The 22,697-nt window shown below is 57.7% G+C and carries 22 protein-coding genes and 1 pseudogene; 17 read left to right on the top strand and 6 right to left on the bottom strand.

The features are described 5' to 3' along the window. Positions 1-27: 27 nt before the first annotated feature. On the bottom strand, positions 28-957 hold the full coding sequence (locus C5F52_RS16310; protein WP_104799423.1) for a polyprenyl synthetase family protein: 930 nt from the start codon (positions 955-957) through the stop codon (positions 28-30). A gap of 181 nt (positions 958-1,138) precedes the next feature. Between C5F52_RS16310 and rplU the strand changes: the two genes are divergently transcribed. The 4 genes from rplU (at position 1,139) to proB (ending at position 4,016) form a co-directional block, all read left to right on the top strand. Continuing rightward, complete coding sequence (gene rplU / locus C5F52_RS16305) at positions 1,139-1,450, top strand: 50S ribosomal protein L21 (RefSeq protein WP_104796975.1); 312 nt, start codon at positions 1,139-1,141, stop codon at positions 1,448-1,450. A 12-nt stretch (positions 1,451-1,462) separates the two neighbouring features. Beyond that, complete coding sequence (gene rpmA, locus C5F52_RS16300) at positions 1,463-1,720, top strand: 50S ribosomal protein L27 (RefSeq protein ID WP_100131650.1); 258 nt, start codon at positions 1,463-1,465, stop codon at positions 1,718-1,720. A 65-nt stretch (positions 1,721-1,785) separates the two neighbouring features. Next, a complete protein-coding gene (cgtA, locus tag C5F52_RS16295; RefSeq protein ID WP_104799422.1) occupies positions 1,786-2,853 on the top strand; it encodes an Obg family GTPase CgtA in 1,068 nt (355 codons plus the stop codon). A 23-nt stretch (positions 2,854-2,876) separates the two neighbouring features. After that, the gene (gene proB / locus C5F52_RS16290) at positions 2,877-4,016 is read left to right on the top strand and encodes a glutamate 5-kinase (protein WP_104799421.1); all 1,140 of its coding nucleotides are present in this window, start codon (positions 2,877-2,879) and stop codon (positions 4,014-4,016) included. A gap of 42 nt (positions 4,017-4,058) precedes the next feature. Here proB and C5F52_RS16285 read toward each other — a convergent pair whose 3' ends face one another. Further along, positions 4,059-4,688 carry an RNA pyrophosphohydrolase gene (locus tag C5F52_RS16285; protein ID WP_104799420.1) on the bottom strand — a complete coding sequence of 210 codons (630 nt, stop codon included), beginning with the start codon at positions 4,686-4,688 and terminating at the stop codon, positions 4,059-4,061. 104 nt (positions 4,689-4,792) lie between these two features. Here C5F52_RS16285 and C5F52_RS16280 point away from each other — a divergent pair, with 104 nt between their 5' ends. The 3 genes from C5F52_RS16280 to C5F52_RS16270 all read left to right on the top strand — a co-directional run bounded on the left by C5F52_RS16280 (position 4,793) and on the right by C5F52_RS16270 (position 7,736). Beyond that, complete coding sequence (locus C5F52_RS16280; RefSeq protein WP_104799419.1) at positions 4,793-6,538, top strand: proline--tRNA ligase; 1,746 nt, start codon at positions 4,793-4,795, stop codon at positions 6,536-6,538. A 128-nt stretch (positions 6,539-6,666) separates the two neighbouring features. Continuing rightward, positions 6,667-7,311, top strand: coding sequence for a lytic transglycosylase domain-containing protein (locus C5F52_RS16275; protein ID WP_236657891.1), 645 nt, complete (start codon positions 6,667-6,669; stop codon positions 7,309-7,311). Further along, positions 7,308-7,736 carry a hypothetical protein gene (locus C5F52_RS16270; protein WP_146100101.1) on the top strand — a complete coding sequence of 143 codons (429 nt, stop codon included), beginning with the start codon at positions 7,308-7,310 and terminating at the stop codon, positions 7,734-7,736. The genes C5F52_RS16275 and C5F52_RS16270 overlap by 4 nt, the downstream gene beginning before the upstream one ends. Positions 7,737-7,786: 50 nt before the next feature. On the opposite strand, the gene grxD is transcribed toward C5F52_RS16270, so the two are convergent. From grxD to hemA, 4 genes are read right to left on the bottom strand one after another with little or no spacing between them, the layout of a single operon-like run. After that, positions 7,787-8,104, bottom strand: coding sequence for a Grx4 family monothiol glutaredoxin (grxD, locus tag C5F52_RS16265; protein ID WP_104799417.1), 318 nt, complete (start codon positions 8,102-8,104; stop codon positions 7,787-7,789). Between the two features lie 27 nt (positions 8,105-8,131). Further along, entirely contained in the window at positions 8,132-9,061 is a 930-nt protein-coding gene (gene prmC, locus C5F52_RS16260) for a peptide chain release factor N(5)-glutamine methyltransferase (protein ID WP_104799416.1), read from the bottom strand. After that, positions 9,058-10,167: a peptide chain release factor 1 gene (gene prfA / locus C5F52_RS16255; protein ID WP_104799575.1), complete on the bottom strand. Its 1,110-nt coding sequence runs from the start codon at positions 10,165-10,167 to the stop codon at positions 9,058-9,060. The genes prmC and prfA overlap by 4 nt, the downstream gene beginning before the upstream one ends. 8 nt (positions 10,168-10,175) lie before the next feature. Beyond that, positions 10,176-11,435: a glutamyl-tRNA reductase gene (gene hemA, locus C5F52_RS16250; RefSeq protein ID WP_104799415.1), complete on the bottom strand. Its 1,260-nt coding sequence runs from the start codon at positions 11,433-11,435 to the stop codon at positions 10,176-10,178. A gap of 24 nt (positions 11,436-11,459) precedes the next feature. On the opposite strand from hemA, the gene C5F52_RS16245 reads away from it, so the two are divergent. The 10 genes and pseudogenes from C5F52_RS16245 (at position 11,460) to C5F52_RS16200 (ending at position 22,695) form a co-directional block, all read left to right on the top strand. Then, complete coding sequence (locus C5F52_RS16245; RefSeq protein ID WP_104799414.1) at positions 11,460-11,744, top strand: hypothetical protein; 285 nt, start codon at positions 11,460-11,462, stop codon at positions 11,742-11,744. Between the two features lie 117 nt (positions 11,745-11,861). Next, entirely contained in the window at positions 11,862-15,734 is a 3,873-nt protein-coding gene (locus C5F52_RS16240; protein ID WP_104799413.1) for an FAD/FMN-binding oxidoreductase, read from the top strand. A 14-nt stretch (positions 15,735-15,748) separates the two neighbouring features. After that, entirely contained in the window at positions 15,749-16,168 is a 420-nt protein-coding gene (locus C5F52_RS16235; RefSeq protein ID WP_104799412.1) for a gamma-butyrobetaine hydroxylase-like domain-containing protein, read from the top strand. Positions 16,169-16,184: 16 nt separating this feature from the next. Further along, positions 16,185-16,916, top strand: coding sequence for a bifunctional demethylmenaquinone methyltransferase/2-methoxy-6-polyprenyl-1,4-benzoquinol methylase UbiE (gene ubiE, locus C5F52_RS16230; RefSeq protein WP_104799411.1), 732 nt, complete (start codon positions 16,185-16,187; stop codon positions 16,914-16,916). Positions 16,917-16,944: 28 nt separating this feature from the next. Further along, on the top strand, positions 16,945-17,916 hold the full coding sequence (locus C5F52_RS16225) for a Tim44 domain-containing protein (RefSeq protein WP_104799410.1): 972 nt from the start codon (positions 16,945-16,947) through the stop codon (positions 17,914-17,916). Positions 17,917-17,975: 59 nt separating this feature from the next. Beyond that, the gene (locus tag C5F52_RS16220) at positions 17,976-18,548 is read left to right on the top strand and encodes a hypothetical protein (protein ID WP_104799409.1); all 573 of its coding nucleotides are present in this window, start codon (positions 17,976-17,978) and stop codon (positions 18,546-18,548) included. Next, a complete protein-coding gene (gene ubiB / locus C5F52_RS16215) occupies positions 18,545-20,113 on the top strand; it encodes a ubiquinone biosynthesis regulatory protein kinase UbiB (protein WP_104799408.1) in 1,569 nt (522 codons plus the stop codon). Before C5F52_RS16220 ends, ubiB begins: the two co-directional genes overlap by 4 nt. A gap of 18 nt (positions 20,114-20,131) precedes the next feature. Beyond that, positions 20,132-21,577 (top strand): annotated as a pseudogene (locus tag C5F52_RS16210) (sodium:solute symporter family protein). A 105-nt stretch (positions 21,578-21,682) separates the two neighbouring features. Further along, entirely contained in the window at positions 21,683-22,021 is a 339-nt protein-coding gene (locus C5F52_RS16205) for an FmdB family zinc ribbon protein (protein WP_104799407.1), read from the top strand. Between the two features lie 38 nt (positions 22,022-22,059). Continuing rightward, the gene (locus tag C5F52_RS16200) at positions 22,060-22,695 is read left to right on the top strand and encodes a DUF502 domain-containing protein (protein ID WP_104799406.1); all 636 of its coding nucleotides are present in this window, start codon (positions 22,060-22,062) and stop codon (positions 22,693-22,695) included. The last annotated feature ends 2 nt before the right edge of the window (positions 22,696-22,697 follow it).

Genomic DNA, 22,697 nt, shown 5'->3' with positions numbered 1-22,697 from the left:
CAGCTTCTTGCCCGAAGGACTGGTGCTTTAGCTTCGGCGATCTAAGAGTTGAGCCGCCAAAGCGTGCAGTGCATCACGGTAAGGGCTGGGTGCCAAGACGTGCAAAGCCGCAATCGCGCGCTCAGCTTCTAAGCTAGCGGAACTGCGAGTCGCCTCCAAAGCGCCCGTGCTGCGCACGATACGAACGATGTCGGGCAACGCTTCCATCTCGCCGTTTTCGATGGCGCGTTGAATGAGGGCGCGTTCTTGTTCAGGTGCGCGCTGCATGGCAATGATCAGGGGCAGCGTGTTTTTACCTTCACGCAAGTCATCGCCTAAATTTTTGCCAAGCTCTTGCGCATCGCCGTCGTAATCGAGCACGTCGTCAATCACTTGAAATGCGGTGCCTAAGGCTTGGCCGTAGTTTGCGCATGCCGTTTCCACTTCGGGCGTGCTGCGCGCCATGATGGCCGCCAAACGGGTGCTGGCTTCAAATAATTTTGCTGTTTTGGAGCGAATCACGCGTAAATAACCGGCTTCATCCAGCGAAGCGTCGTGCATGTTCATCAGCTGCAAGACTTCGCCTTCCGCAATCACGTTTGTGGCATCGGCTAAAACCTCCATCACGCGCATTTCGCCGGAGTCGACCATCATTTGGAAGGCGCGTGAATACAAAAAGTCACCCACCAACACGCTGGCTGGGTTACCAAACGATTCGTTGGCGGTGGCGCGACCACGGCGCAACGTGGATTCATCCACCACATCGTCGTGCAGCAGCGTGGCTGTGTGGATGAATTCCACAATCGCAGCCAAGTTGTGGCGCTGTGCGTCTTGGTAGCCCAGCGCGCCAGACATGAGTAAGACCAAGGCTGGTCTGATGCGCTTGCCCCCTGCGGAGATGATGTACTGCGACACGGTGCTCACCAAAGGCACGCCGGAGTCCAAGCGATGCGCGATGACACGGTCAACCTCTGCCATATCGGCAGCAATCAAAGACGGGGCGGAGGAGGAGGCAGAGGTCAAAACAGGGAGGTACTCAACAGTTGAAAAGCCAGCAAATTATAGGTATGTGCGTGCGAGGCTTAGAACTGCTACAATTTCGGGCTCTGCGGAAATTCGTTCGCAGATATCCAAATAGATTCTTATCTAGAGGTCTCACATGTACGCGGTCATAAAAACCGGTGGCAAACAGTATCGTGTTGCTGCTGGTGAAAAAATTAAAGTAGAACAGATTGCTGCGGACGTTGGCCAAGAGATTGTGATCGATCAAGTTTTGGCAGTCGGTAACGGCGCTGAACTCAAGGTCGGCACACCCTTGGTGTCCGGTGCAACTGTCACAGTGACAGTTTTGTCTCATGGCAAGCACGACAAGGTTCGCATTTTCAAAATGCGTCGTCGTAAGCACTACCAAAAACGCCAAGGGCATCGTCAGCAGTTCACTGAATTGCAGATTGCTTCCATCAACGGTTAAGGAGCATTTGACATGGCACAGAAAAAAGGCGGCGGCTCTACGCGAAACGGGCGTGATTCCAAGCCCAAAATGCTCGGTGTGAAAGCTTTCGGCGGTGAGTTGATCTCCGCTGGCGCGATCATCGTGCGTCAACGTGGTACCAAGTTTCACCCCGGCGTTAACGTCGGCGTGGGCAAAGACCACACCTTGTTCGCTTTGGTTGACGGCCACGTGTCGTTCGGCGTTAAAGGCGCTTTGAACAAGCATATGGTCAACGTGACACCTGCTTAATTGAATTAAGCAGAATGTTGCAAAGCCCCGATTCGTCGGGGCTTTACTCTTTTTAGACTACATCCATGAAATTCGTTGACGAAGCCTATATCGACATTGCCGCTGGCGATGGGGGGAACGGCTGCGTCTCGTTCCGCCATGAGAAGTACAAAGAATTTGGAGGTCCCAATGGTGGCGACGGTGGACGCGGTGGGCATGTATTTGCCATTGCCGACATCAACCTGAACACCTTGGTCGACTTCCGCTTCTCGCGCCGCCACGAGGCCAAGCGCGGGCAGCACGGCTTGGGGTCCGACATGTTCGGAGCCGCCGGAGATGACATTATTTTGAAAATGCCCGTGGGCACCATCATCACCGACGCTGAAACTGGCGACGTGCTGTTTGAGTTGCTGACGCCGGGTGAGGTCATCACCATCGCCAAAGGCGGTGACGGTGGCTTTGGCAACATGCGCTTCAAAAGCGCGATCAACCGCGCACCGCGTCAAAAAACACCCGGCTGGCCCGGTGAAAAGCGCAGCTTGAAGCTGGAGCTCAAAGTGTTGGCCGACGTCGGTTTGTTGGGCATGCCTAACGCAGGCAAATCCACGTTGATCTCCGCGATCTCCAACGCACGTCCCAAAATTGCCGATTACCCTTTCACCACCTTGCACCCCAATTTGGGTGTGGTACGTGTGGGCCCAGAGCAAAGCTTTGTGGTCGCCGATGTGCCGGGTTTGATTGAAGGTGCGTCTGACGGCGCAGGTTTGGGCCATCAGTTCTTGCGTCATTTGCAACGCACCCGTTTGTTGTTGCAAATCGTGGATGTCGCACCTTTTGACGATGCTGTGGATCCCGTGGCACAAGCCAAGGCCATCGTGGCTGAGCTGAAAAAATATGACAAAGCTTTGTATGACAAACCACGTTGGTTGGTCTTGAACAAGCTCGACATGATCCCTGCCGAAGCGCGTGCTGCGCTGGTGGCCGATTTCGTCAAGCGCTTCAAGTACAAAGGTCCCGTGTTTGAAATCTCTGCGCTCACGCGTGAAGGTTGCGAGCCTTTGATCAAAGAAATCTACAAGCACATCAAAGCGCAACAGGTGGCCGAGCAGCCGCCTGAGTACATCGATCCGCGCTTTGCTGAGCCCACGCCCTAATGTTTCAACATTAACGTTTCAACATGACAGAACTTCGCTCCACCGTGTTGCGCGATGCGCGTCGCATCGTGGTCAAAGTCGGTTCTAGTTTGGTGACCAATGAAGGTCGCGGTTTAGACGAGCAAGCCATTGGTGAATGGTGTCGCCAACTCAGCGCGCTTATGCGCGATGGGCGCGAACTCATCATGGTCTCCAGTGGCGCCATTGCCGAAGGCATGAAGCGTCTGGGCTGGACCACGCGCCCCAAAGAGCTCCACGAATTGCAAGCCGCTGCCGCCGTGGGGCAGATGGGTTTGGCTCAGATGTACGAAACCAAGCTGCGCGAAAACGGCTTGGGTTCTGCACAAGTGCTGTTGACTCACGCCGATTTGGCCGACCGTGAACGTTATTTGAACGCCCGCTCCACCTTGTTGACTTTGTTGGCCCATGGCGTGTTGCCGGTCATCAACGAGAACGACACGGTGGTCAACGATGAAATCAAATTTGGCGACAACGACACTTTGGGTGCGTTGGTGGCCAATTTGGTCGAGGCCGATGCCTTGATCATCCTCACCGATCAAAAAGGCTTGTTCACCGCCGATCCGCGTCGTGACCCCAACGCCACCTTCGTGCACGAAGCGCGCGCAGGGGACGCCAAGCTCGAAGAGATGGCGGGCGGAGCAGGCTCCAGCATCGGTCGCGGCGGCATGATCACCAAAATCTTGGCGGCCAAACGAGCCGCAGGTTCGGGTGCCTCCACGGTCATTGCTTGGGGGCGTGAGCCTGATGCCTTGTTGCGACTGGCACAAGGCGAGGCCATTGGTACTTTGTTGATCGCACCGACTCAAAAGCAGCAAGCCCGAAAGCAATGGATGGCGGACCATCTGCAATTGCGCGGTTCCATCACCATCGATGATGGTGCGGTTGCCAAGTTGCGCAACGAAGGCAAGAGTTTGTTGCCCATTGGCATGACAGCCGTGAGTGGTGATTTTTCACGCGGTGAAGTGATCGCCATCTTGGATGGGCAAGGTCAAGAAATTGCGCGTGGTTTGGCCAATTACGCCAGCGCCGAAGCGCGCTTGCTCTGTCGCAAGCCATCGACCGATGTGGAGTCGTTGCTGGGCTACGTGGCCGAAGCAGAAATGGTCCACCGCGACAACTTGGTGCTCACCAAGTTGTCCTGAGCAAAGCGATGACATGGGGCACATGCGCCCATGTCAATCGCTTCAACTCTCGTGAGGACGAAGTGCAGATTGAGGATCTGGGTCAAACGTCGCGCCGGGTGGCAGCTCCATGTGACCAGACCCCCCAAATTGCTTGGACATCACCATCATGTCTTGAGGATTTTGATGGGTGTTGCGCTGAAATCGGTTGCGGTTGTCTTGACGCGGCAAAAAGCGTGACAGCTCAGTCAGTGCCATTTCATAGACGCCGCGTTTGAACTCCACCACCACATCCAACGGCACCCAATAATCGTTCCAACGCCAAGCGTCGAACTCTGGATGGTTGGTCGCGCGCAAATTCAAATGGTGGTCAGGCGCCACCAACTGAAGCAAAAACCAAATTTGCTTTTGGCCTTTGTAAAAGCCACGCGCATCACGGCGAATAAACCGGTCAGGCACCTCATAGCGCAACCAATCACGGGTACGGGCAACGATGCGCACATGCTCTTGCTTGAGCCCCACTTCTTCGTGCAGTTCGCGAATCATGGCTTGTTCGGGGGTTTCTCCTCGATCAATGCCACCTTGCGGGAACTGCCAACTGTGCGTGCGAATGCGCTTGCCCCAAAAAACCTGATTTCTTTGGTTGAGCAAGATGATGCCGACATTGGGTCTGAACCCTTCTCGGTCAAGCATAATCAAACCTCAAATTTTTAAACTGAGTCCATTATGCACAGAGCTGCATCTTGTCTCTCAGATTTACCCAAATTCCCCACTGTTTATCGACCTTAGTTGCCCGCATGAAAGCCTCTCAGTTTTTAATTTCTACCCTCAAAGATGCCCCCGCAGATGCCGAAGTGGTCAGCCACAAACTGATGATGCGCGCGGGCCTGATCAAAAAGCTCGGTGCTGGCATTTACAACTACATGCCTATGGGTTTGCGTGTGATTCGCAAGGTCGAAGCCATCGTGCGCGAAGAGATGAACAAGGCGGGTGCCATCGAGCTGACCATGCCCGTGGTGCAGCCTGCTGAGCTGTGGCAAGAAACCGGCCGTTTCGAGAAGATGGGGCCTGAGTTGCTGCGTATCAAAGACCGTCACGGTCGCGATTTTGTGGTGCAACCCACCAGCGAAGAAGTGGTGACCGACATCGCTCGCCAAGAAATTCGCAGCTACAAACAGCTGCCCAAAAACTTTTACCAAATCCAAACCAAATTCCGAGACGAGCGTCGCCCCCGTTTTGGTTTGATGCGCGGCCGCGAATTCATCATGAAAGACGCCTACAGCTTTGACCGTGACCAAGTCTCGGCCAAGCAAAGTTACCAAGTCATGGCCGATGCCTATCGCAAGATTTTTGACCGCTTCGGTTTGACCTACCGCGCCGTGGCAGCTGACAGCGGCGCCATTGGTGGCGATTTGAGCGAAGAGTTCCAAGTGATTGCCGCCACTGGCGAAGACGCCATCGTCTATTGCCCCACCAGCACCTACGCCGCCAACATGGAAAAGGCCGAAGCCTTGGCCCCCACGCAAACGCGCGGTGCAGCCACGCAGGCTTTGACCAAAACCGCCACACCAGGCAAAAGCACCTGCGAAGACGTGGCTGCTTTGCTCAACGTGCCGCTGAACACCACCGTCAAATCGCTGGTGTTGGCGACCGATACCCTCAACGACAAAGGCGAAGTCGTCAAATCACACGTGTGGCTCTTGCTCTTGCGCGGCGACCACGACATGAACGAAGTCAAAGTCGGCAAGTTGCCAGGCTTTGAAGGCGGTTTCCGCTTCGCCACGACGCAGGAAATCGACGACCACTTCGGTTGCAAGCCTGGCTACCTCGGCCCCGTGAACTTGAAGCAACCTTTGAAGATCGTGGCCGACCGCGATGTGGCTGTCATGGCCGATTGGATTTGCGGCGCCAACGAAGTGGACTTCCACATGACCGGCGTCAACTTTGGACGCGATGTGGCCGAGCCCGACTTGGTCGCTGACATCCGCAACGTGGTGGCGGGCGATGCCTCCCCAGACGGTCAAGGCGTGCTCGCCATTGAGCGCGGCATCGAAGTGGGCCATGTGTTCTACCTCGGCACCAAATACAGCCAAGCCATGAACGCCACATTTTTGGATGTGAACGGCAAACCGCAATTCATGGAAATGGGTTGCTACGGCATTGGCGTGACGCGCTTGCCCGCTGCCGCCATTGAGCAAAACCACGATGAGCGCGGCATGATTTGGCCAGACGCGATTGCGCCGTTCACCGTGGTGATTTGCCCCGTCAACATGGACCGCAGCGAAGACGTCAAAACCGCTGCCTTCAAGTTGTACGAAGACCTGTTGGCCTTGGGCGTGGACGTCATCTTGGATGACCGTGGCGAGCGCCCTGGCGCGATGTTTGCCGACTGGGAACTGATCGGCGTGCCTCACCGCGTCACCATTGGCGACAAAGGCTTGAAAGACGGCGTGGTCGAGTACCAACACCGCCGCAACGCCGAGTCCACCAAAGTGGCCGTGGCCGACGTGTTGGCGCATGTGAAGGCCCAACTCGGTTTGTGATGCAACAGGGTGCTCGCTCCCGTTTAGGCCGAACCGGCCTTGCGGGTGTTGAGCTCCTGATTTTTGCTGTGGCGTTCGGTTTGCTGCGTTTGCGGCGGTTGATCGCCTCTTGTTTTTTGGGCTGCGTCGTGTGTGCGGTCACAGCGCACGCAGGCAGCCAACGTGAAGAACCCTTGATCGACTCGGTGCGCACCGCACTGAGTGCCGCTGTGCATCAGGCCGATCCTCCCACCTTGGTACATGCCGATGACAAAGCGGCGCAGGCATTTCAGCAGTGGTTGGCACAGGCTGAGGCCCGTTTAGACAAACAGTTGCAACGCCGCAAAGCAATGCCCACCGCCTCCCATTTGAGTGCGACCTCTGTGACGCCGAATGGCTCACCCGATGTGTTGGCGCACGAGTTAGCCAGTCCGCATTTGCGTCGCGAGTTTTTACAAACTGTGTGGTACGAAAGCCAGCGGGCGGGTTTAGAGCCCGCGCTGGTCTTGGGATTGATTCAAGTTGAGAGTGGTTTTCGCAAGTTCGCGATCAGCAGCGCGGGCGCGAGAGGCTTCATGCAGGTCATGCCGTTTTGGACGCGTGTGTTGGCGCAAGACGACGCGTCGGTGCTGTTTCAGGCGCAGACCAATTTGCGCTTCGGCTGTGTGATCTTGCGGCATTACCTGAACCTTGAAAACGGGCATTTGGCTTTGGCGCTAGGCCGTTACAACGGCAGTCGAGGGCGCATGGACTATCCCAACGCTGTGATCTCAGCCAAAATGATGTGGCAATGAAAACGTTTTTTCTTTCATGTCTGTCTGCCTGCTTCGTCCTGTTGGCAGGATGCGCCACGCCAGAGTACAAGGCGGCGTATCAAGAGTGTTCACCGGGTGCGTTCAGTCAATACCCAGAGGACAAGGTTCGGTCGTTCGAGATGCGCCAACGTTGGATTCAGGTGCCCACAGGGCAAGTCAGCTGCGTCACGGTTCAAGATGCCTCGCACAGCAAGCAAACGGTGTGTACGCCCATCATGTCCATGAGCAGCATCACGGTCATGGAGCCCGTGATCGTGGATCGGAACGAAGAACCGCGGCGGCGTTTGATCAGCGCTTGCACGCAAAGCCTGTGCGTGCAGCGTTTTGGCAATGAAGATTGCAAACCGCCATTGCCATTGCCCATGCCTGCGGGGCAGCCACCCGTCGTCACCACGCCATCATGAAAAAAGCCCGCTCTGAAAGCGGGCTTTTCGTTGTGTGGGGCAAATGCGATTTAGCCGTTGATCACCTGAGTCAACTCGCCCGACTCATACATTTCCATCATGATGTCTGAGCCACCAATGAATTCGCCCTTGATGTAGAGCTGAGGAATGGTGGGCCAGTTGCTGTATTCCTTGATGCCTTGACGAATTTCGGCGTCGTCCAGCACGTTCACGGTCTTGATGGCTTTGGGGTCGACGCCGCAAGCTTTCAAGATCTGAATGGCGCGGCCAGAAAACCCGCACATGGGGAAGCTTGCGCTGCCTTTCATGAACAGCAACACCTCGTTGCCCTTCACCAGTTCATCAATGCGTTGTTGTGTATCGCTCATGAAGTCACTCTCCAAATCAAAAGTTAATTATTTCACTGTTGGCCATTGTCCGCCCGTGCAACGCAGGATGCCCGCGATGTCAGGGCGGCTTTGCACCGCTTGGAAGCCTTGGTTGCTCAGCAAAGTTTGCACGGCATGGGCTTGGTCAAAACCGTGCTCCAGCAGCAGCCAGCCGCCGGGTTTGAGGTGTTGGCTTGCTTGACGCACGATGAGGCGAATGTCGTCCAAGCCGTCGTGGCCCGAGGCCAAGGCGGACAAGGGTTCGTGTTTCAAGGCGGCCAAATGGGCATCGTCGCTGGCCACATAGGGTGGGTTGGAGACGATGGCATCGAACAAAACGGGTGGGGCAGCGTGGGGCGCTCCAAAGGGCGCGAGCCAAGAACCGTGGTGAAACGTCATGGCCAGTCCGAGTTGTTGTGCGTTGGCTTGGGCTACGGCCAAGGCAACGGCGCTGGCGTCCACGGCGCTTAACTGGGCATCAGGGCGCGCGTGCTTGAGGGCTAACGCAATCGCGCCGCTGCCGGTGCCCAAATCCACCACAGTGGGGGCAGGGACGTCGGCCAAGCTAGACAGCGCCCATTCCACCAAGGTTTCGGTGTCGGCGCGGGGGTCGAGCACGCGGGCGTCGACGTGCAAGCGCAGGCCAAAAAACTCTTTGTGACCGGTGATGTAGGCCACGGGTTCGGTGTTGAGTCGTCGCTGCACGTAGCTGGCGAACGCCTCTTGAATGACAGAGGTGAGTACCTCGTCGCTGTGGGCCAGCAGCCAAGCGCGGTCATGCGGTTCGCGGCTCAAGGCATGCAGCAGCAGCACTTGGGCGTCTAGGCGCGGCAGCCCTAAGGTTTGTGCCGCAGTGAGGGCTTGCTGGATGGTGAGCGCGTGCGCATGTGTGCTGCCTTCGGGGTGAAGGTAAGCCTCTAAGTCGGCGTCGTTGTGAGGTAAGGCGTGCTCGCTCATGTGTTGCCCACTTCCAGCGCCGCCAACTGCTCGGCTTCATGGGCGTGACGCAGGGCCTGCAGGGCGTCGCCCAAGTCGCCTTCCATGATGAAGTTGAGCTTGTACAGCGTGAGGTTGATGCGGTGGTCGGTCCAGCGCCCTTGCGGGAAGTTGTAGGTACGAATGCGGTCGCTGCGGTCGCCACTGCCAATCAGGCCCTTGCGCATGGCCGCATCTTTGGCGGCGCGCTCGGCACGGTCTTTTTCTTGAATGCGGGCGGTCAGCACTTTCAGCGCTTGGGCTTTGTTGCTGTGCTGGCTGCGGCCGTCTTGGCATTCGGCCACGATGCCCGTGGGCAAGTGGGTGATGCGCACGGCCGAGTCGGTTTTGTTGATGTGCTGACCACCCGCACCGCTGGCGCGGTAGGTGTCGATGCGCAAATCCGACGGGTTGATTTTGATGGCCTCGGCTTCGTCTGGCTCGGGCAGCACCGCCACCGTGCACGCGCTGGTGTGAATGCGGCCTTGGGTTTCGGTGGCGGGCACGCGCTGCACGCGGTGGCCGCCCGACTCAAACTTGAGCCAGCCATACACGCCGTCGCCGCTTGAGCCGCCGTCCATGCGCACCACCACTTCTTTGTACCCACCCAGCTCGCTTTGCGACTCGCTCACGATTTCGGTGCGCCACCCTTGGCGCTCGGCGTAGCGCATGTACATGCGCAGCAGATCGGCGGCAAACAGGGCTGACTCATCGCCGCCCGTGCCCGCGCGAATTTCGATGAAGGCGGGGCGCGCATCGTCGGGGTCTTTGGGCAGCAGCATGCGCTGCAATTCAGCTTCTAACTGGGTTAACTCGTCTTGGGCGCTGGCGATTTCTTCGTCCGCCATGGCGCGCATTTCGTCATCGTCGCCCACGTCTTGCAGCATCTGTTGCGCGGCCTGCATGTCGGCTTCGCGCTGTTGGTAGCGCGCGAAGCGGCTGGCGGTGGCGGCTACGTCGGTGTGTTCGCGTGACAGGGCCAAAAACTGCGCCATGTCTTTCATGATGTCTTCGCGAGACAGCAAGAAGTCAAGTTCGGCCAAGCGTTGCGTGTAGCGCGCCAGTTGGGCGCGTAAAAAGTCTTTCATGGCCAAGCCTAGCGGTTGCCGCGCAAGAAGAAGTGCTCAATCGCGCGACGTGCGTTTTCGCGTGCGTTGGCGTCACCGGCGTGCAACTCGGCCATCGCGCCGTGCAGCAATTTCTGGGTCAAACCGCGTGACAGGGTTTCGAGCACCGCCTCCACGTCGTCACCTTTGGCCAGTTGTTTGCGGGCACGGGCGAGTTCGGCTTGGCGCCATTCGTCGGCTTGGGTGTTGAGTTGCTGAATCAGGGGCACGTTGCTGCGTTGGTCCAGCCAATTGGCAAAGCTTTGCACGCCCGCATCAATGATGACTTCGGCTTGCGCCACCGCGGCTTGGCGGTTGGCTTGGCCGGTTTGCACCACCACCGACAAATCGTCCACGGTGTAGAGATACACGTCTTCAAGTGATTTGACTTCGGGCTCAATGTCACGCGGCACGGCCAGATCGACCATGAACATGGGGCGGTGTTTGCGTTGGCGCAGGGCCCGCTCGACCGCGCCCAAACCAATCAGGGGCAGGGTGCTGGCGGTGCAACTCACCACCACGTCAAACTCGTGCAGACGCTCGGGCAGGTCGGCCAAGCGCATCACTTCGCCGCCAAATTGGGAGGCGAGTTTTTCGCCGCGTTCCAGCGTGCGGTTGGCAATGGCGATGGCTTTGGGCGTTTTGGCCGCGAAATGGGTGGCGCAGAGCTCAATCATTTCGCCTGCGCCCACAAACAGCACGCGGGTTTCGCTCAAATCTTCAAACAGTTGGCTGGCCAAACGCACGGCAGCGGCGGCCATGCTGATGGAGTGCGCGCCAATCTCGGTGGAGCTGCGCACTTCTTTGGCCACGGCAAAGGAGCGTTGAAACAGTTGGTTGAGGGTGGTGCCCAAGGCGCCGGCTTCAGAGGCGGCACGCACCGCGTCTTTCATTTGGCCCAAGATTTGGGGCTCGCCCAGCACCATGGAGTCGAGGCCGCTGGCGACGCGAAAGGCGTGGCGGGCGGCTTGGTCGTCTTGCAGGGCGTAGGTGTGGCCTTGCAGCGCATCGGGCGACACGCCGCCCGATTGGGCCAGCCAAGCCAAGGTTTGTTGCAGTTGGGTGGCATCGCCCGCGCCGTAAATCTCGGTGCGGTTGCAGGTGGACAAAATGGCCACCTCGCTGTCTTGGCTGTGGCTCAGGCGCAAAGCGCTCAGCGTAGGCCCCATTTTTTCGAGGGCGAACGCGAATTTACCCCGCAAGTCGAGCGGAGCTGTGTTGTGATTGAGGCCCAAAGCCCAGACTGCCATCCTCAGATTATAAAATTTACGCGCATGGGTCCTTTAGAACACGTCATTCACACTTTTAACTTCATCGCCCCCGCTTGGTGGATGGCTTTGTTGTGTGCCTTGTTGGCCCGCTTTGCGCTGCGCGGTTGGCTCTCGGCCTCGCGCTGGAGTGTGCTGAAGCAGACGTTTTGGGGCGGTTTGTTGGGCACGCTCACTTTGTTGGGCGGTCTGTGGCTCTGGGGTGTGGACGGCAAGATGGCCACCTACGGCGCTTTGGTGCTGGTCTGCGCCACCGTCCAGTGGTTGATGTGCCAAGGCTGGCGACGCTGAAGCATCCACTTTGTGCGTAAGTTCTCTCTGAGACGGCCCAATGCTAGGGACATACCCTGCAGTACCATTCATGCCCAATAAGCGAACCTTAAGCGCCGTCTACGCGCCCCCTGATCTATGAACGCTCCCACCTCGCTCAACCATTTGCTCGCCACGGCCCCTGAAAGCCCACGGCTGCGCGAAATCCCCTACAACTACACCTCGTTTTCTGACCGCGAAATCGTGATCCGTTTGCTCGGTCTCGATGCTTGGGAATTGCTCTTGCGTCTGCGTCAAGAGCGCCAAACTGGCCGCTCTGCCCGCATGTTGTACGAAGTGTTGGGCGATATTTGGGTGGTGCAGCGCAACCCCTATTTGCAAGACGATTTGCTGGATACACCGAAGCGCCGCCACCAATTGGTCGAGGCTTTGCACCACCGTTTGGGCGAAGTGGCCCGTCGCCGCACGCCCCAAGACGATGCCGAGCGCGATGCCTTGGTGGGGCAGTTGTTGCAAGCGGCCAGCAGCGCCATTGAAGCGTTCAATGCGCAGTTCGACACCATTGCCGACTTGCGCAAAAAGACTACGCGCTTGTTGAAGAAGCTCACGGCCAGCGACAACATCAAGTTCGACGGCCTGTCGCGCGTGTCGCATGTGACCGACGCTACCGACTGGCGCGTGGAATACCCCTTTGTGGTGTTGACACCTGACAGCGAGGCCGAAATGGCTGGCATGGTCAAAGGCTGTATCGATTTGGGCCTGACCATCGTGCCGCGCGGCGGCGGTACGGGCTACACCGGCGGTGCCATTCCTCTGACATGGCGCAGCGCGGTGATCAACACCGAAAAGCTCGAAGCCATGACCGAGGTGGAAATGCGCAACTTGCCGGGCCTTGACCAGCCCGTGCCCACCATTTGGACCGAAGCCGGCGTGGTGACGCAACGCGTGGCCGACGCCGCAGAGCGCGGTGGTTTTGTGTTCGCCGTCGACCCCACGTCGGCCGAAGCCTCGTGCATTGGCGGCAACATCGCCATGAACGCGGGCGGTAAAAAAGCCGTGTTGTGGGGCACTGCCCTCGACAACTTGGCCAGCTGGCGCATGGTGACGCCGGATGCGCAGTGGCTGGAAGTCACCCGCGTGCAGCACAACCTGGGCAAGATTCACGATGCCGAGATGGCCAGCTTTGTGCTGAACTATTTCGAAGCCGATGGCAAGACGCCCATTCGCGAAGAACGCCTCGACATTCCCGGCAAAACCTTCCGCAAAGAAGGCTTGGGCAAAGACGTGACCGACAAGTTTTTGAGCGGTCTGCCTGGCATTCAAAAAGAAGGCTGTGACGGCCTGATCACCAGCGCCCGCTGGATCGTGCACCGCATGCCCCAGCACACCCGCACGGTGTGCATGGAGTTTTTTGGCAACGCCAAAGACGCGGTGCCCAGCATCGTGGACATCAAAGACTTCATGTTTGCCGAGCAAAAGCGCAGCGGCGTGTTGCTGGCCGGTTTGGAGCATTTGGACGACCGCTACTTGCGCGCGGTGGGCTACGCCACCAAGAGCAAACGCGGTGGCCTGCCCAAGATGGTGTTGATCGGCGACATTGCCGGTGACAACGCCGACGACGTGGCCCGCGTCACCTCGGAAGTGGTGCGCTTGGCCAACTCGCGCAGCGGTGAAGGTTTCGTCGCCGTCAGTGCCGAGGCGCGTAAAAAGTTTTGGTTGGACCGCAAACGCACGGCCGCCATCAGTCGCCACACCAATGCCTTCAAGGTCAACGAAGACGTGGTCATTCCCCTGCCGCGCATGGCCGAGTACACCGACGGCATTGAGCGCATCAACATCGAACTGAGCTTGCGCAACAAGATCGCCTTGTGCGAGGCTTTGGACGAATTTTTTGCAAAAGGTAATTTGCCGCTGGGCAAGTCTGACGATGCGGCAGATATTCCTTCGCCCGAGTTGATGGAAGACCGTGTGCAACAAGCCCGCGCCTTGATTGAGGACGTGCGTGGCCTGTGGCAAGGCTGGTTGCGTGACTGCGATGGTTTGTTCCCGCAGTTGCAAGACCACAGCTTGCGTGCGAGCTGGAAAACGCAAATCCGTGCTGGGTTGCAAAACATCTTCACGGGCGCTCAGTTCTTGCCCATCTTGGACGAGTGCAATGCCATTCACAAACGCGTGCTCAAAGGTCGCGTGTGGGTGGCGCTGCACATGCACGCCGGTGACGGCAATGTGCACACCAACATTCCCGTCAACAGCGACGACTACGCCATGCTGCAAACCGCCCACGAGGCGGTGGCCCGCATCATGGTGCTGGCGCGTTCTTTAGACGGCGTGATTTCGGGCGAGCACGGCATTGGCATCACCAAGCTGGAGTTCATGACCGACGCTGAGCTCAAGCCCTTTGCCGATTACAAAGCCCGCATCGACCCCGAAGGCCGTTTCAACAAAGGTAAATTGCTGCGCCATGTCGATGCTGACGTCAGCGTGCGTCATGCCGATTTGAGCCAAGCCTACACGCCGAGTTTTGGCTTGATGGGCCACGAATCGCTGATCATGCAGCAGTCCGACATTGGTGCCATCGCGGGCAGTGTGAAAGACTGTTTGCGCTGCGGCAAGTGCAAGCCCGTGTGCTCCACCCATGTGCCACGCGCCAACTTGCTCTACAGCCCGCGCAACAAAATTTTGGCGACCTCCTTGTTGGTCGAAGCCTTTTTGTACGAAGAGCAAACCCGCCGTGGCGTGTCCATCAAACATTGGCAAGAGTTTGAAGACGTGGCCGACCATTGCACGGTCTGCCACAAGTGTTTGACGCCTTGCCCCGTCAACATCGACTTCGGCGACGTGTCGATGAACATGCGCAACTTGTTGCGCAAGATGGGCCAAAAGAGCTTCCGCCCTGGCAATGCCGCGGCCATGTTCATGCTCAACGCCACCAACCCAGAAACCATCAAGTTCGCACGCAGCGCGATGGTCGATGTGGGCATGAAGTTGCAGCGCGTGGCGCACGATGTGCTGGGGGTGATGGCGCGCAAGCAAACCAAGGCACCGCCCGCCACCGTGGGCACGGCGCCCATCAAAGAGCAAGTGATTCACTTCATCAACAAGAAAATGCCTGGCGGTTTGCCCAAGAAAACCGCGCGCGCTTTGTTGGACATTGAAGACAAAGATTACGTGCCGATCATTCGCAACCCGCAGGCCACGACTGCTGAGACCGAAGCGGTGTTTTATTTTCCCGGCTGCGGTTCGGAGCGCTTGTTCAGCCAAGTGGGTCTCGCCACGCAAGCCATGTTGTGGCATGCGGGCGTGCAAACCGTGTTGCCACCGGGTTACCTGTGCTGCGGCTATCCGCAAAAGGGTTCGGGTCAGTTCGACAAGGCCGAGCAAATCATCACCGACAACCGTGTGCTGTTTCACCGCGTGGCCAACACGCTGAATTACCTCGACATCAAAACCGTGGTGGTGAGCTGCGGTACCTGTTTTGATCAGCTGCAAGGCTACGAATTCGACAAGATTTTCCCGGGCTGCCGCATCGTCGACATCCACGAGTTTTTGCTCGAAAAAGACATCAAGCTCAACGCCGAGCAGCAAGCGGGCTATTTGTTCCACGACCCGTGTCACAGCCCCATGAAGCAGCAAGACCCGATGAAAACGGTCAAAGCTTTGGTGGGCGATCAAGTGGTCAAGAGCGATCGCTGCTGCGGCGAATCGGGCACCTTGGGTGTGACGCGTCCTGACATCTCGACCCAAGTGCGTTTCCGCAAAGAAGCCGAGTTGCAAAAAGACGAAGTGGCCTTGCGTGCCATGACCGGTCAAGCCAAAGGCGATATGAAAATTCTCACCAGCTGCCCCAGCTGCTTGCAAGGTCTGACCCGTTACGGCGATGACTTGCAAAACGGTTTGCTCGAAGCCGACTACATCGTGGTCGAGATGGCGCGCAAGATCTTGGGCGAGCAGTGGATGCCCGAGTACGTGGCCCAAGCCAATGCCGGCGGCATTGAGCGCGTGTTGGTTTAACCAGAAAGACAGCCATGGCAGGCCTCGAAAAACATACCCCCACCCCGCAAGACATCACCGTGCACGGTGCCTCGCGTGCGCTTGAAATCAGCTTTTCAGACGGCGCTGCGTTTCGCATTCCGTTTGAGTTGATGCGCATCTACAGCCCCTCTGCCGAAGTGCAGGGCCACGGCCCCGGCCAAGAGGTGCTGCAAACCGGCAAGCGCGACGTGGGTCTGGAAGGCTTGGAGCCTGTGGGCAACTACGCCATCAAACCCACCTTCAGCGATGGCCACGACAGCGGCTTGTTCACTTGGGAATACCTGTACTTCTTAGGCTCCGAGCAAGACCAGCTGTGGGCTGATTACGAACGCCGTTTGAGCGAAGCTGGCACCAGCCGCGACGCCCCCATGCCCGAAAAAGCAGGCGCAGGCTGCAGCAGTCACGCACATTGATAAAATTAAAAAAATTATGAGCAGCACCCATTTCGGCTTCAAAACCGTCGACGAAACAGAAAAAGCCAAACACGTCCGTGGCGTGTTTGACTCGGTCGCGTCCAAATACGACGTGATGAACGATCTCATGTCCGCCGGCTTGCACCGCCTGTGGAAGCGTTACACCGTGATGGTGGCCGACTTGCGCGAGGGCTCGCAAGTGCTCGACATCGCGGGTGGAACGGGCGATTTGTCCATGGCCTTTGCCAAAAAGGTGGGTAAAACGGGCCGCGTGGTGCACACCGACATCAACGAAGCCATGTTGCGCACAGGTCGAGATCGCTTGCTGGACCAAGGTTTTGTGCTGCCCACTTTGGTGTGCGACGCCGAAAAACTGCCATTCCCCGACAACCATTTCGATGTGGTCAGCGTGGCCTTTGGCCTGCGCAACATGACGCACAAAGACGTGGCGCTCAAAGAAATGTGCCGCGTGCTCAAGCCCAACGGCAAGTTGCTGGTGCTGGAGTTCTCTAAAGTGGCCAAACCGCTAGAGAAGGCTTACGACTGGTACTCCTTCAACATCTTGCCCAAGCTGGGCCAGATGATTGCGGGCGATGACGCGAGTTACCGCTACTTGGCCGAGTCCATTCGGATGCACCCGGGTCAAGAAGAACTCAAAGCCCTTATGAAGCAAAGTGGTTTTGGTCATGTGGACTTTCACAACATGAGCGCCGGTGTAGTCGCACTTCATGTTGGAATCAAGTGCTGAGCTTTCAAAAATAAATGGAGATGAAAAAATGAAACAACTGTGGTCCACAATTTTGGTCATTGCCTTGGCTTTTACAAGCCTGCACGCCGATGCGGCGAAACGTTTGGGTGGCGGTAAGTCCGTCGGGCAGCAGTCCAGCAACGTGACGCAACGCGACGCCGCTAAACCCGCGCCAGCCGTCACGCCTGCGCCAACGGCCGCACCTAGCGCAGCGCCTGCTGCGGCTCAGCCTAAGAAATCTTGGGGTATGGGTGGCATGTTGGGTGGTTTGGCCGCCGGTTTGGGTTTGGCTTGGTTGGCCCACTCACTGGGTTTTGGCGCTGAGTTTGGCCAATTCTTGATGTTTGGTTTGATCGCTTTGGGCATCATGATCGTGGTGGGCATGGTCATGCGCCGTCGTCAATCTGCGCAGGCAACAGGCAATAGCCCTTTCGCTTTTGAAGGTGCTGGCGCACCCGTCAATCCCAGCAACTTGCCGCAGTACAACCCCAAAAATGTGGGCAACGACGCTTCGGCTCGTCCGATGGACACCGACCCCACTTACGCCCCTCAGGCTGCGTATGCAGGCGGTTCCATGATTGGTTCTGGCTTGGCTGGCAACCAGACGTGGGGTATTCCAGCTGGATTTGATGCTTTGGGTTTTGTGAACGCCGCCAAAGAAAACTTCATCACGTTGCAGCAAGCGTGGGACCGTTCAGACATTCCTGCTTTGCGCGTCATGATGACCGACAGCATGTTGGACGAAATCAAAACCCAATTGGCCGAGCGCGAGGCAACGGCCAGCGGTCAAGTCAACCACACCGAGGTGGTCATGTTGGACGCGCAGTTGTTGGGCGTTGAAGAGGTTGGTGCGGCTTACATGGCCAGCGTCGAGTTCTCAGGTTTGATTCGTGAAGATGCGTCTGCTGGACCCACCCCATTCCGCGAAGTCTGGAACATGACCAAGCCCAAAGACGGCAGCTTGGGCTGGTTGGTGGCAGGCGTGCAAGCGCTGCAATAAACCTCGGTCAGATCAGGGCGCTTCGAGAGGAGCGCCCAAACAGGGAATAATTGGGGACTATGGCAACACAGTCCCCTTTTTCTTGGTTGGCCGACGCAGCAGATGCGTTGCGCGCCAAAATTCCTACCGATTTCCCGTCTTCTTTCACGCCGCCCGCTTGGGCGGTGGCTGAAGTGCAGCAGCGCGTGGTCTTGTTTTTGAACCATGTGTTGATGCACGAGCCCGCGGCGCGTGACCGCTTGCAGCGCCAAAAAGGCCGTCAAGTGCAGGTGTGCTGGCGCGACCAAGTGTTTCAATGTCAATTCACGCCTGCAGGCTTGGTCGAGTTCATGCCGCCTCAAGGCGGCGCCTCGGTGGCCGATTTGGTCTTGCGTGTGAATGAACCTTCCCCTTTCGCGTTGGCCAAAACCGTGTTGCAGGGCGACAAGCCACCTATTCGCATTGAGGGCGATGTGCAGCTGGCTGCCGAAGTCAATTGGCTCATCGACCATGTGCGTTGGGATGCTGAAGAAGACTTGGCCCGTTTGATTGGCGACGCCCCCGCCCACACCTTGGTGCAAACCGGTCTGCGTGTGGTGGATGCTTTACGCAGCTTTGTGCAACAGCGCATGACGACAAAGGCTTCGACATGACACGCTTGTTGCGCGGCATCTACATCGTTCTCATCGTCTTGCGCTATGGCTTGGACGAGCTGGTGCTCACCAGTTTTCAAAAGCCGGGCCTGCGTTTGCTGGCGCGCATCGTGTCCATCGGACGCGACTTGTCGGCGCCACGTGGCCAGCGTTTGCGCGAAGCGCTGGAGCACCTCGGCCCCATTTTTGTGAAATTCGGCCAAGTGCTGTCCACCCGCCGTGATTTGCTGCCCCCCGACATTGCCGACGAGCTGGCGCACTTGCAAGACCGTGTGCCGCCGTTTTCGTCGGACGCCGCCGTGGCCATCATTGAGCGTGCGTTTGGTCGTTCGTTGGATGAAATCTTTGTTGAGTTCACGCACCAGCCGGTGGCCAGTGCCTCCATCGCGCAGGTGCACTTTGCCGTCATCCAAGACCGCAATGGCTTGACCCGCGAAGTGGCCGTCAAAGTGTTGCGCCCCGGCATGCTGACGGTCATCGACAAAGACCTGAGCCTCATGCGCATGATGGCCGGTTGGGTTGACCGCCTCAGTGCCGACGGCAAACGCTTGAAGCCCCGTGAAGTGGTGGCCGAGTTTGACAAGTACCTGCACGACGAACTCGATTTCGTGCGCGAAGCCGCCAACGCCGCGCAACTGCGCCGCAACATGGAAGGCCTCGATTTGGTGCTGATCCCCGAAATGATTTGGGACTTCTGCCACACCGATGTCATCGTGATGGAGCGCATGAAGGGCGTGCCCATCAGCCAAGTGGACCGTTTGCGTGCCGCGGGTGTGGACATTCCTAAGCTGGCGCGCGACGGTGTGACCATCTTCTTCACCCAAGTGTTTCGCGATGGTTTTTTTCATGCGGACATGCATCCGGGCAACATCCAAGTCAGCCTCGACCCAGCCACCTTTGGCCGCTATGTGTCGCTGGACTTTGGCATCGTGGGCACGTTGACAGAGTTTGACAAAGAGTACTTGGCGCAAAACTTCACCGCTTTTTTTCGCCGTGACTACAAGCGTGTGGCTGAGCTGCATGTGGAGTCGGGCTGGGTGCCAGCGGACACGCGGGTGGACGAGTTGGAGTCGGCCATTCGCGCCGTCTGCGAGCCGTACTTTGACCGCCCGCTGAAAGAGATTTCGCTTGGCATGGTGCTCATGCGTTTGTTCCAAACCTCGCGCCGCTTCAATGTCGAGATTCAGCCGCAGCTCGTGTTGCTGCAAAAAACGCTGCTCAACATCGAAGGCTTGGGCCGTCAACTCGACCCCGAGTTGGATTTGTGGAGCACCGCCAAACCGTTCTTGGAAAAGTGGATGCTCGACCAAGTGGGCCCCAAAAAGTTGTGGGACCAATTGGTGGCCGAAGCACCGCGCTACGCCAAGCTCTTGCCCGAGTTGCCGCGCTTGGTGCACGATTTTTTGAAGCACCGCCAAAACGACGGCAACGCCCAGTTGCAATTGCTCATCGAAGAGCAGCGCCGCACCAACCGCATGCTGCAACGCCTGATGTGGGTGGGCGCTGGCTTTTTGGGCGGTTTGATCGTGGTTCAGGTGGTGTTGCGCACCCACGCGTTTTTTTGATTTTTCGGGAGTTGACCCGTGCTGCTCACACTCGTCATCGTCTATTTGCTGGTCACCATCGCGATTGGTCTGATGGCGGCCAAGCGTGTTCAAAACTCGGCTGACTTTGCCATCGCAGGTCGTCACCTGCCCATGGCCATGATCGTCACCACCACGTTTGCGACGTGGTTTGGTTCTGAGACGGTGTTGGGCATTCCTGCCAAGTTTGTGAACGGCGGTTTGCACGGCGTGGTGGAAGACCCCTTCGGCGCGGGTTTTTGCTTGATTTTTGTAGGCTTGTTTTTTGCCGCCAAGCTCTACCGCATGACCTTGCTCACCATCAGCGACTACTTCCGCGAGCGCTATGGCCGCACGGTGGAAGTGGTGTGCTCGCTCATCATCATGGTCAGCTACCTCGGCTGGGTGTCGGCGCAAGTCACGGCTTTGGGCTTGGTGTTCAACCTCTTGTCCGATGGCGTGGTCAGCTTAGAGCTGGGCATGGTGATTGGTGTGGTGTCGATCTTGGCTTACACCTTGTTTGGTGGCATGTGGTCGGTGGCCATCACCGACTTCATTCAGATGATCATTTTGGTGGTGGGTCTTTCCATCTTGGCTGTGTTTGCCGCAGGGCAGGCCGGTGGTGCCGACAAGGTGATTGCGCTGGCGATCAGCCAAGACATGTTCAAGTTTTGGCCTGAGCCCAACACCAAGGACGTGTTGTTTTTCTTTGCCTCGGCCATCACCATCATGTTGGGGTCGATTCCGCAGCAAGACGTGTTTCAACGCGTCATGTCGGCCAACAGCATCAAGGCCGCCACACATGGCCCCGTGATTGGCGGCATTTGCTACATCTTGTTTGCGTTTGTGCCCATGTTTTTGGTGGTCAGCGCCATGATCATCATGCCCGAGCAGGCGAAGGCGCTCATGGCTGACGACCCTCAAAAAGTGCTGCCCACCTTGGTCATGACGCAAATGCCGTTTGTCATGCAGGTCTTGTTTTTTGGTGCGCTGTTGTCGGCCATCAAGTCGTGCGCTTCGGCGACTTTGCTGGCGCCCAGCGTGACGTTCACCGAGAACATTTGGCGTCAATTTCACCCCCATCAAAGCGACTAACAAGAACTCAAAGCCATGCGTGTGACGGTGCTGGTGTTCAGCCTGTTGGTGCTGGGGTATGCCGTCCGTATGCAGGGCACATCGATTTATGAAATGGTGTCGAGTGCTTACCAAGTCACCTTGGTCGGTACGTTTGTGCCATTGGCATTTGGCCTGTATTGGTCGCGCGCCACGACCCAAGGCGCCATTTTGGCGATTGTGTTGGGCTTGCTGACTTGGGGCGTTTTTTTACTCACGCCTGCGGGTGAGGTGTTTCCATCCCAATTGGCAGGGGTGTTGGCCAGTTTGACGGGGATGGTGTTGGGTTCGTTGGGGCCGCAAACCATTCGCAATACCCACAGCAGCCATCACAAATTGGTGGGTGTGGCCTGACGGCCCAGAGGTGCTGGGCAAGCCCCTGTTGTGCGGGCTTGGCGCATGGGCCTTGAAGACGGGGCGGGCGCCTATAATTGGTGGTTTTACCGAACCCTCCTAGCCATGCCCATTTATGCCTACAAATGCGGGTCCTGCGGCCATGCCAAGGACGTCCTGCAAAAAATGGCCGACGATCCGTTGACCGACTGCCCAGCTTGCGGCAAACCCACGTTTTCTAAACAACTCACAGCCGCTGGTTTTCAGCTCAAAGGCTCGGGTTGGTATGCCACCGACTTCAAAGGCGGTTCTGGCGGCACTTCGGCGCCAGCAGCCGTGCCTGCCGATGCGTCAGCGCCTAGCAGCGATAGCGCTGCGGCACCTGCGGCTGCGAGCACCAGCGAGTCTTCGGCCAGTACCCCGGCGGCTGCCGGTGGTTGTGGCGCGTCATGCGCTTGCCACTGATTTGCGTTTAAAAACTTCCCTCCTTACCCGAGCACTTCATGCCCATTAAAAAATATCTGCTCGCAGGCCTGTTGGTCTGGACACCTTTGGCCATCACGGTTTGGGTGCTGACTTGGCTCGTGGGCGTGATGGATGGCATCTTCATCGACACCATCTCCAAGTTTCGCCCTTTGGTATCTCAGGACAGCGTCACGAACATGCGCAGCATGACCGGCTTGGGCGTGGTCTTGGTGCTGCTTGTGCTGTTGGTCACCGGTGCTTTGGCCTCCAACGTACTGGGTAAATGGCTGGTGCGTCAGTGGGACAAGTTGTTCACCAACATCCCCATCGTCAAGTCGATTTACGCCAGCGTGAAGAAGGTGTCGGACACCTTGTTTTCTAGCAACGGCAATGCGTTTCGCAAAGCCTTGTTGGTGCAATACCCCCACGCGGGCATGTGGACCATCGCCTTTCAAACGGGGACTCCCGTGGGTGAAGTCGCTTCCAAGTTGCAAGGCGAGCACCTGAGTGTTTACGTGCCCACCACCCCCAACCCCACCAGCGGATTTTTCTTGCTGGTGCCACGCAGTGATGTCATCGATCTCGATTTGAGTGTGGATGAAGCGCTGACGTATGTCATCTCCATGGGCGCTGTATCTCCTAGCGCCCCAGCTATCAACGAAAAGAGAAAATAAAA

The sequence above is a fragment of the Limnohabitans sp. TS-CS-82 genome, assembly GCF_002943475.1.
This window is presented reverse-complemented; position numbering and strand designations above follow the sequence as displayed.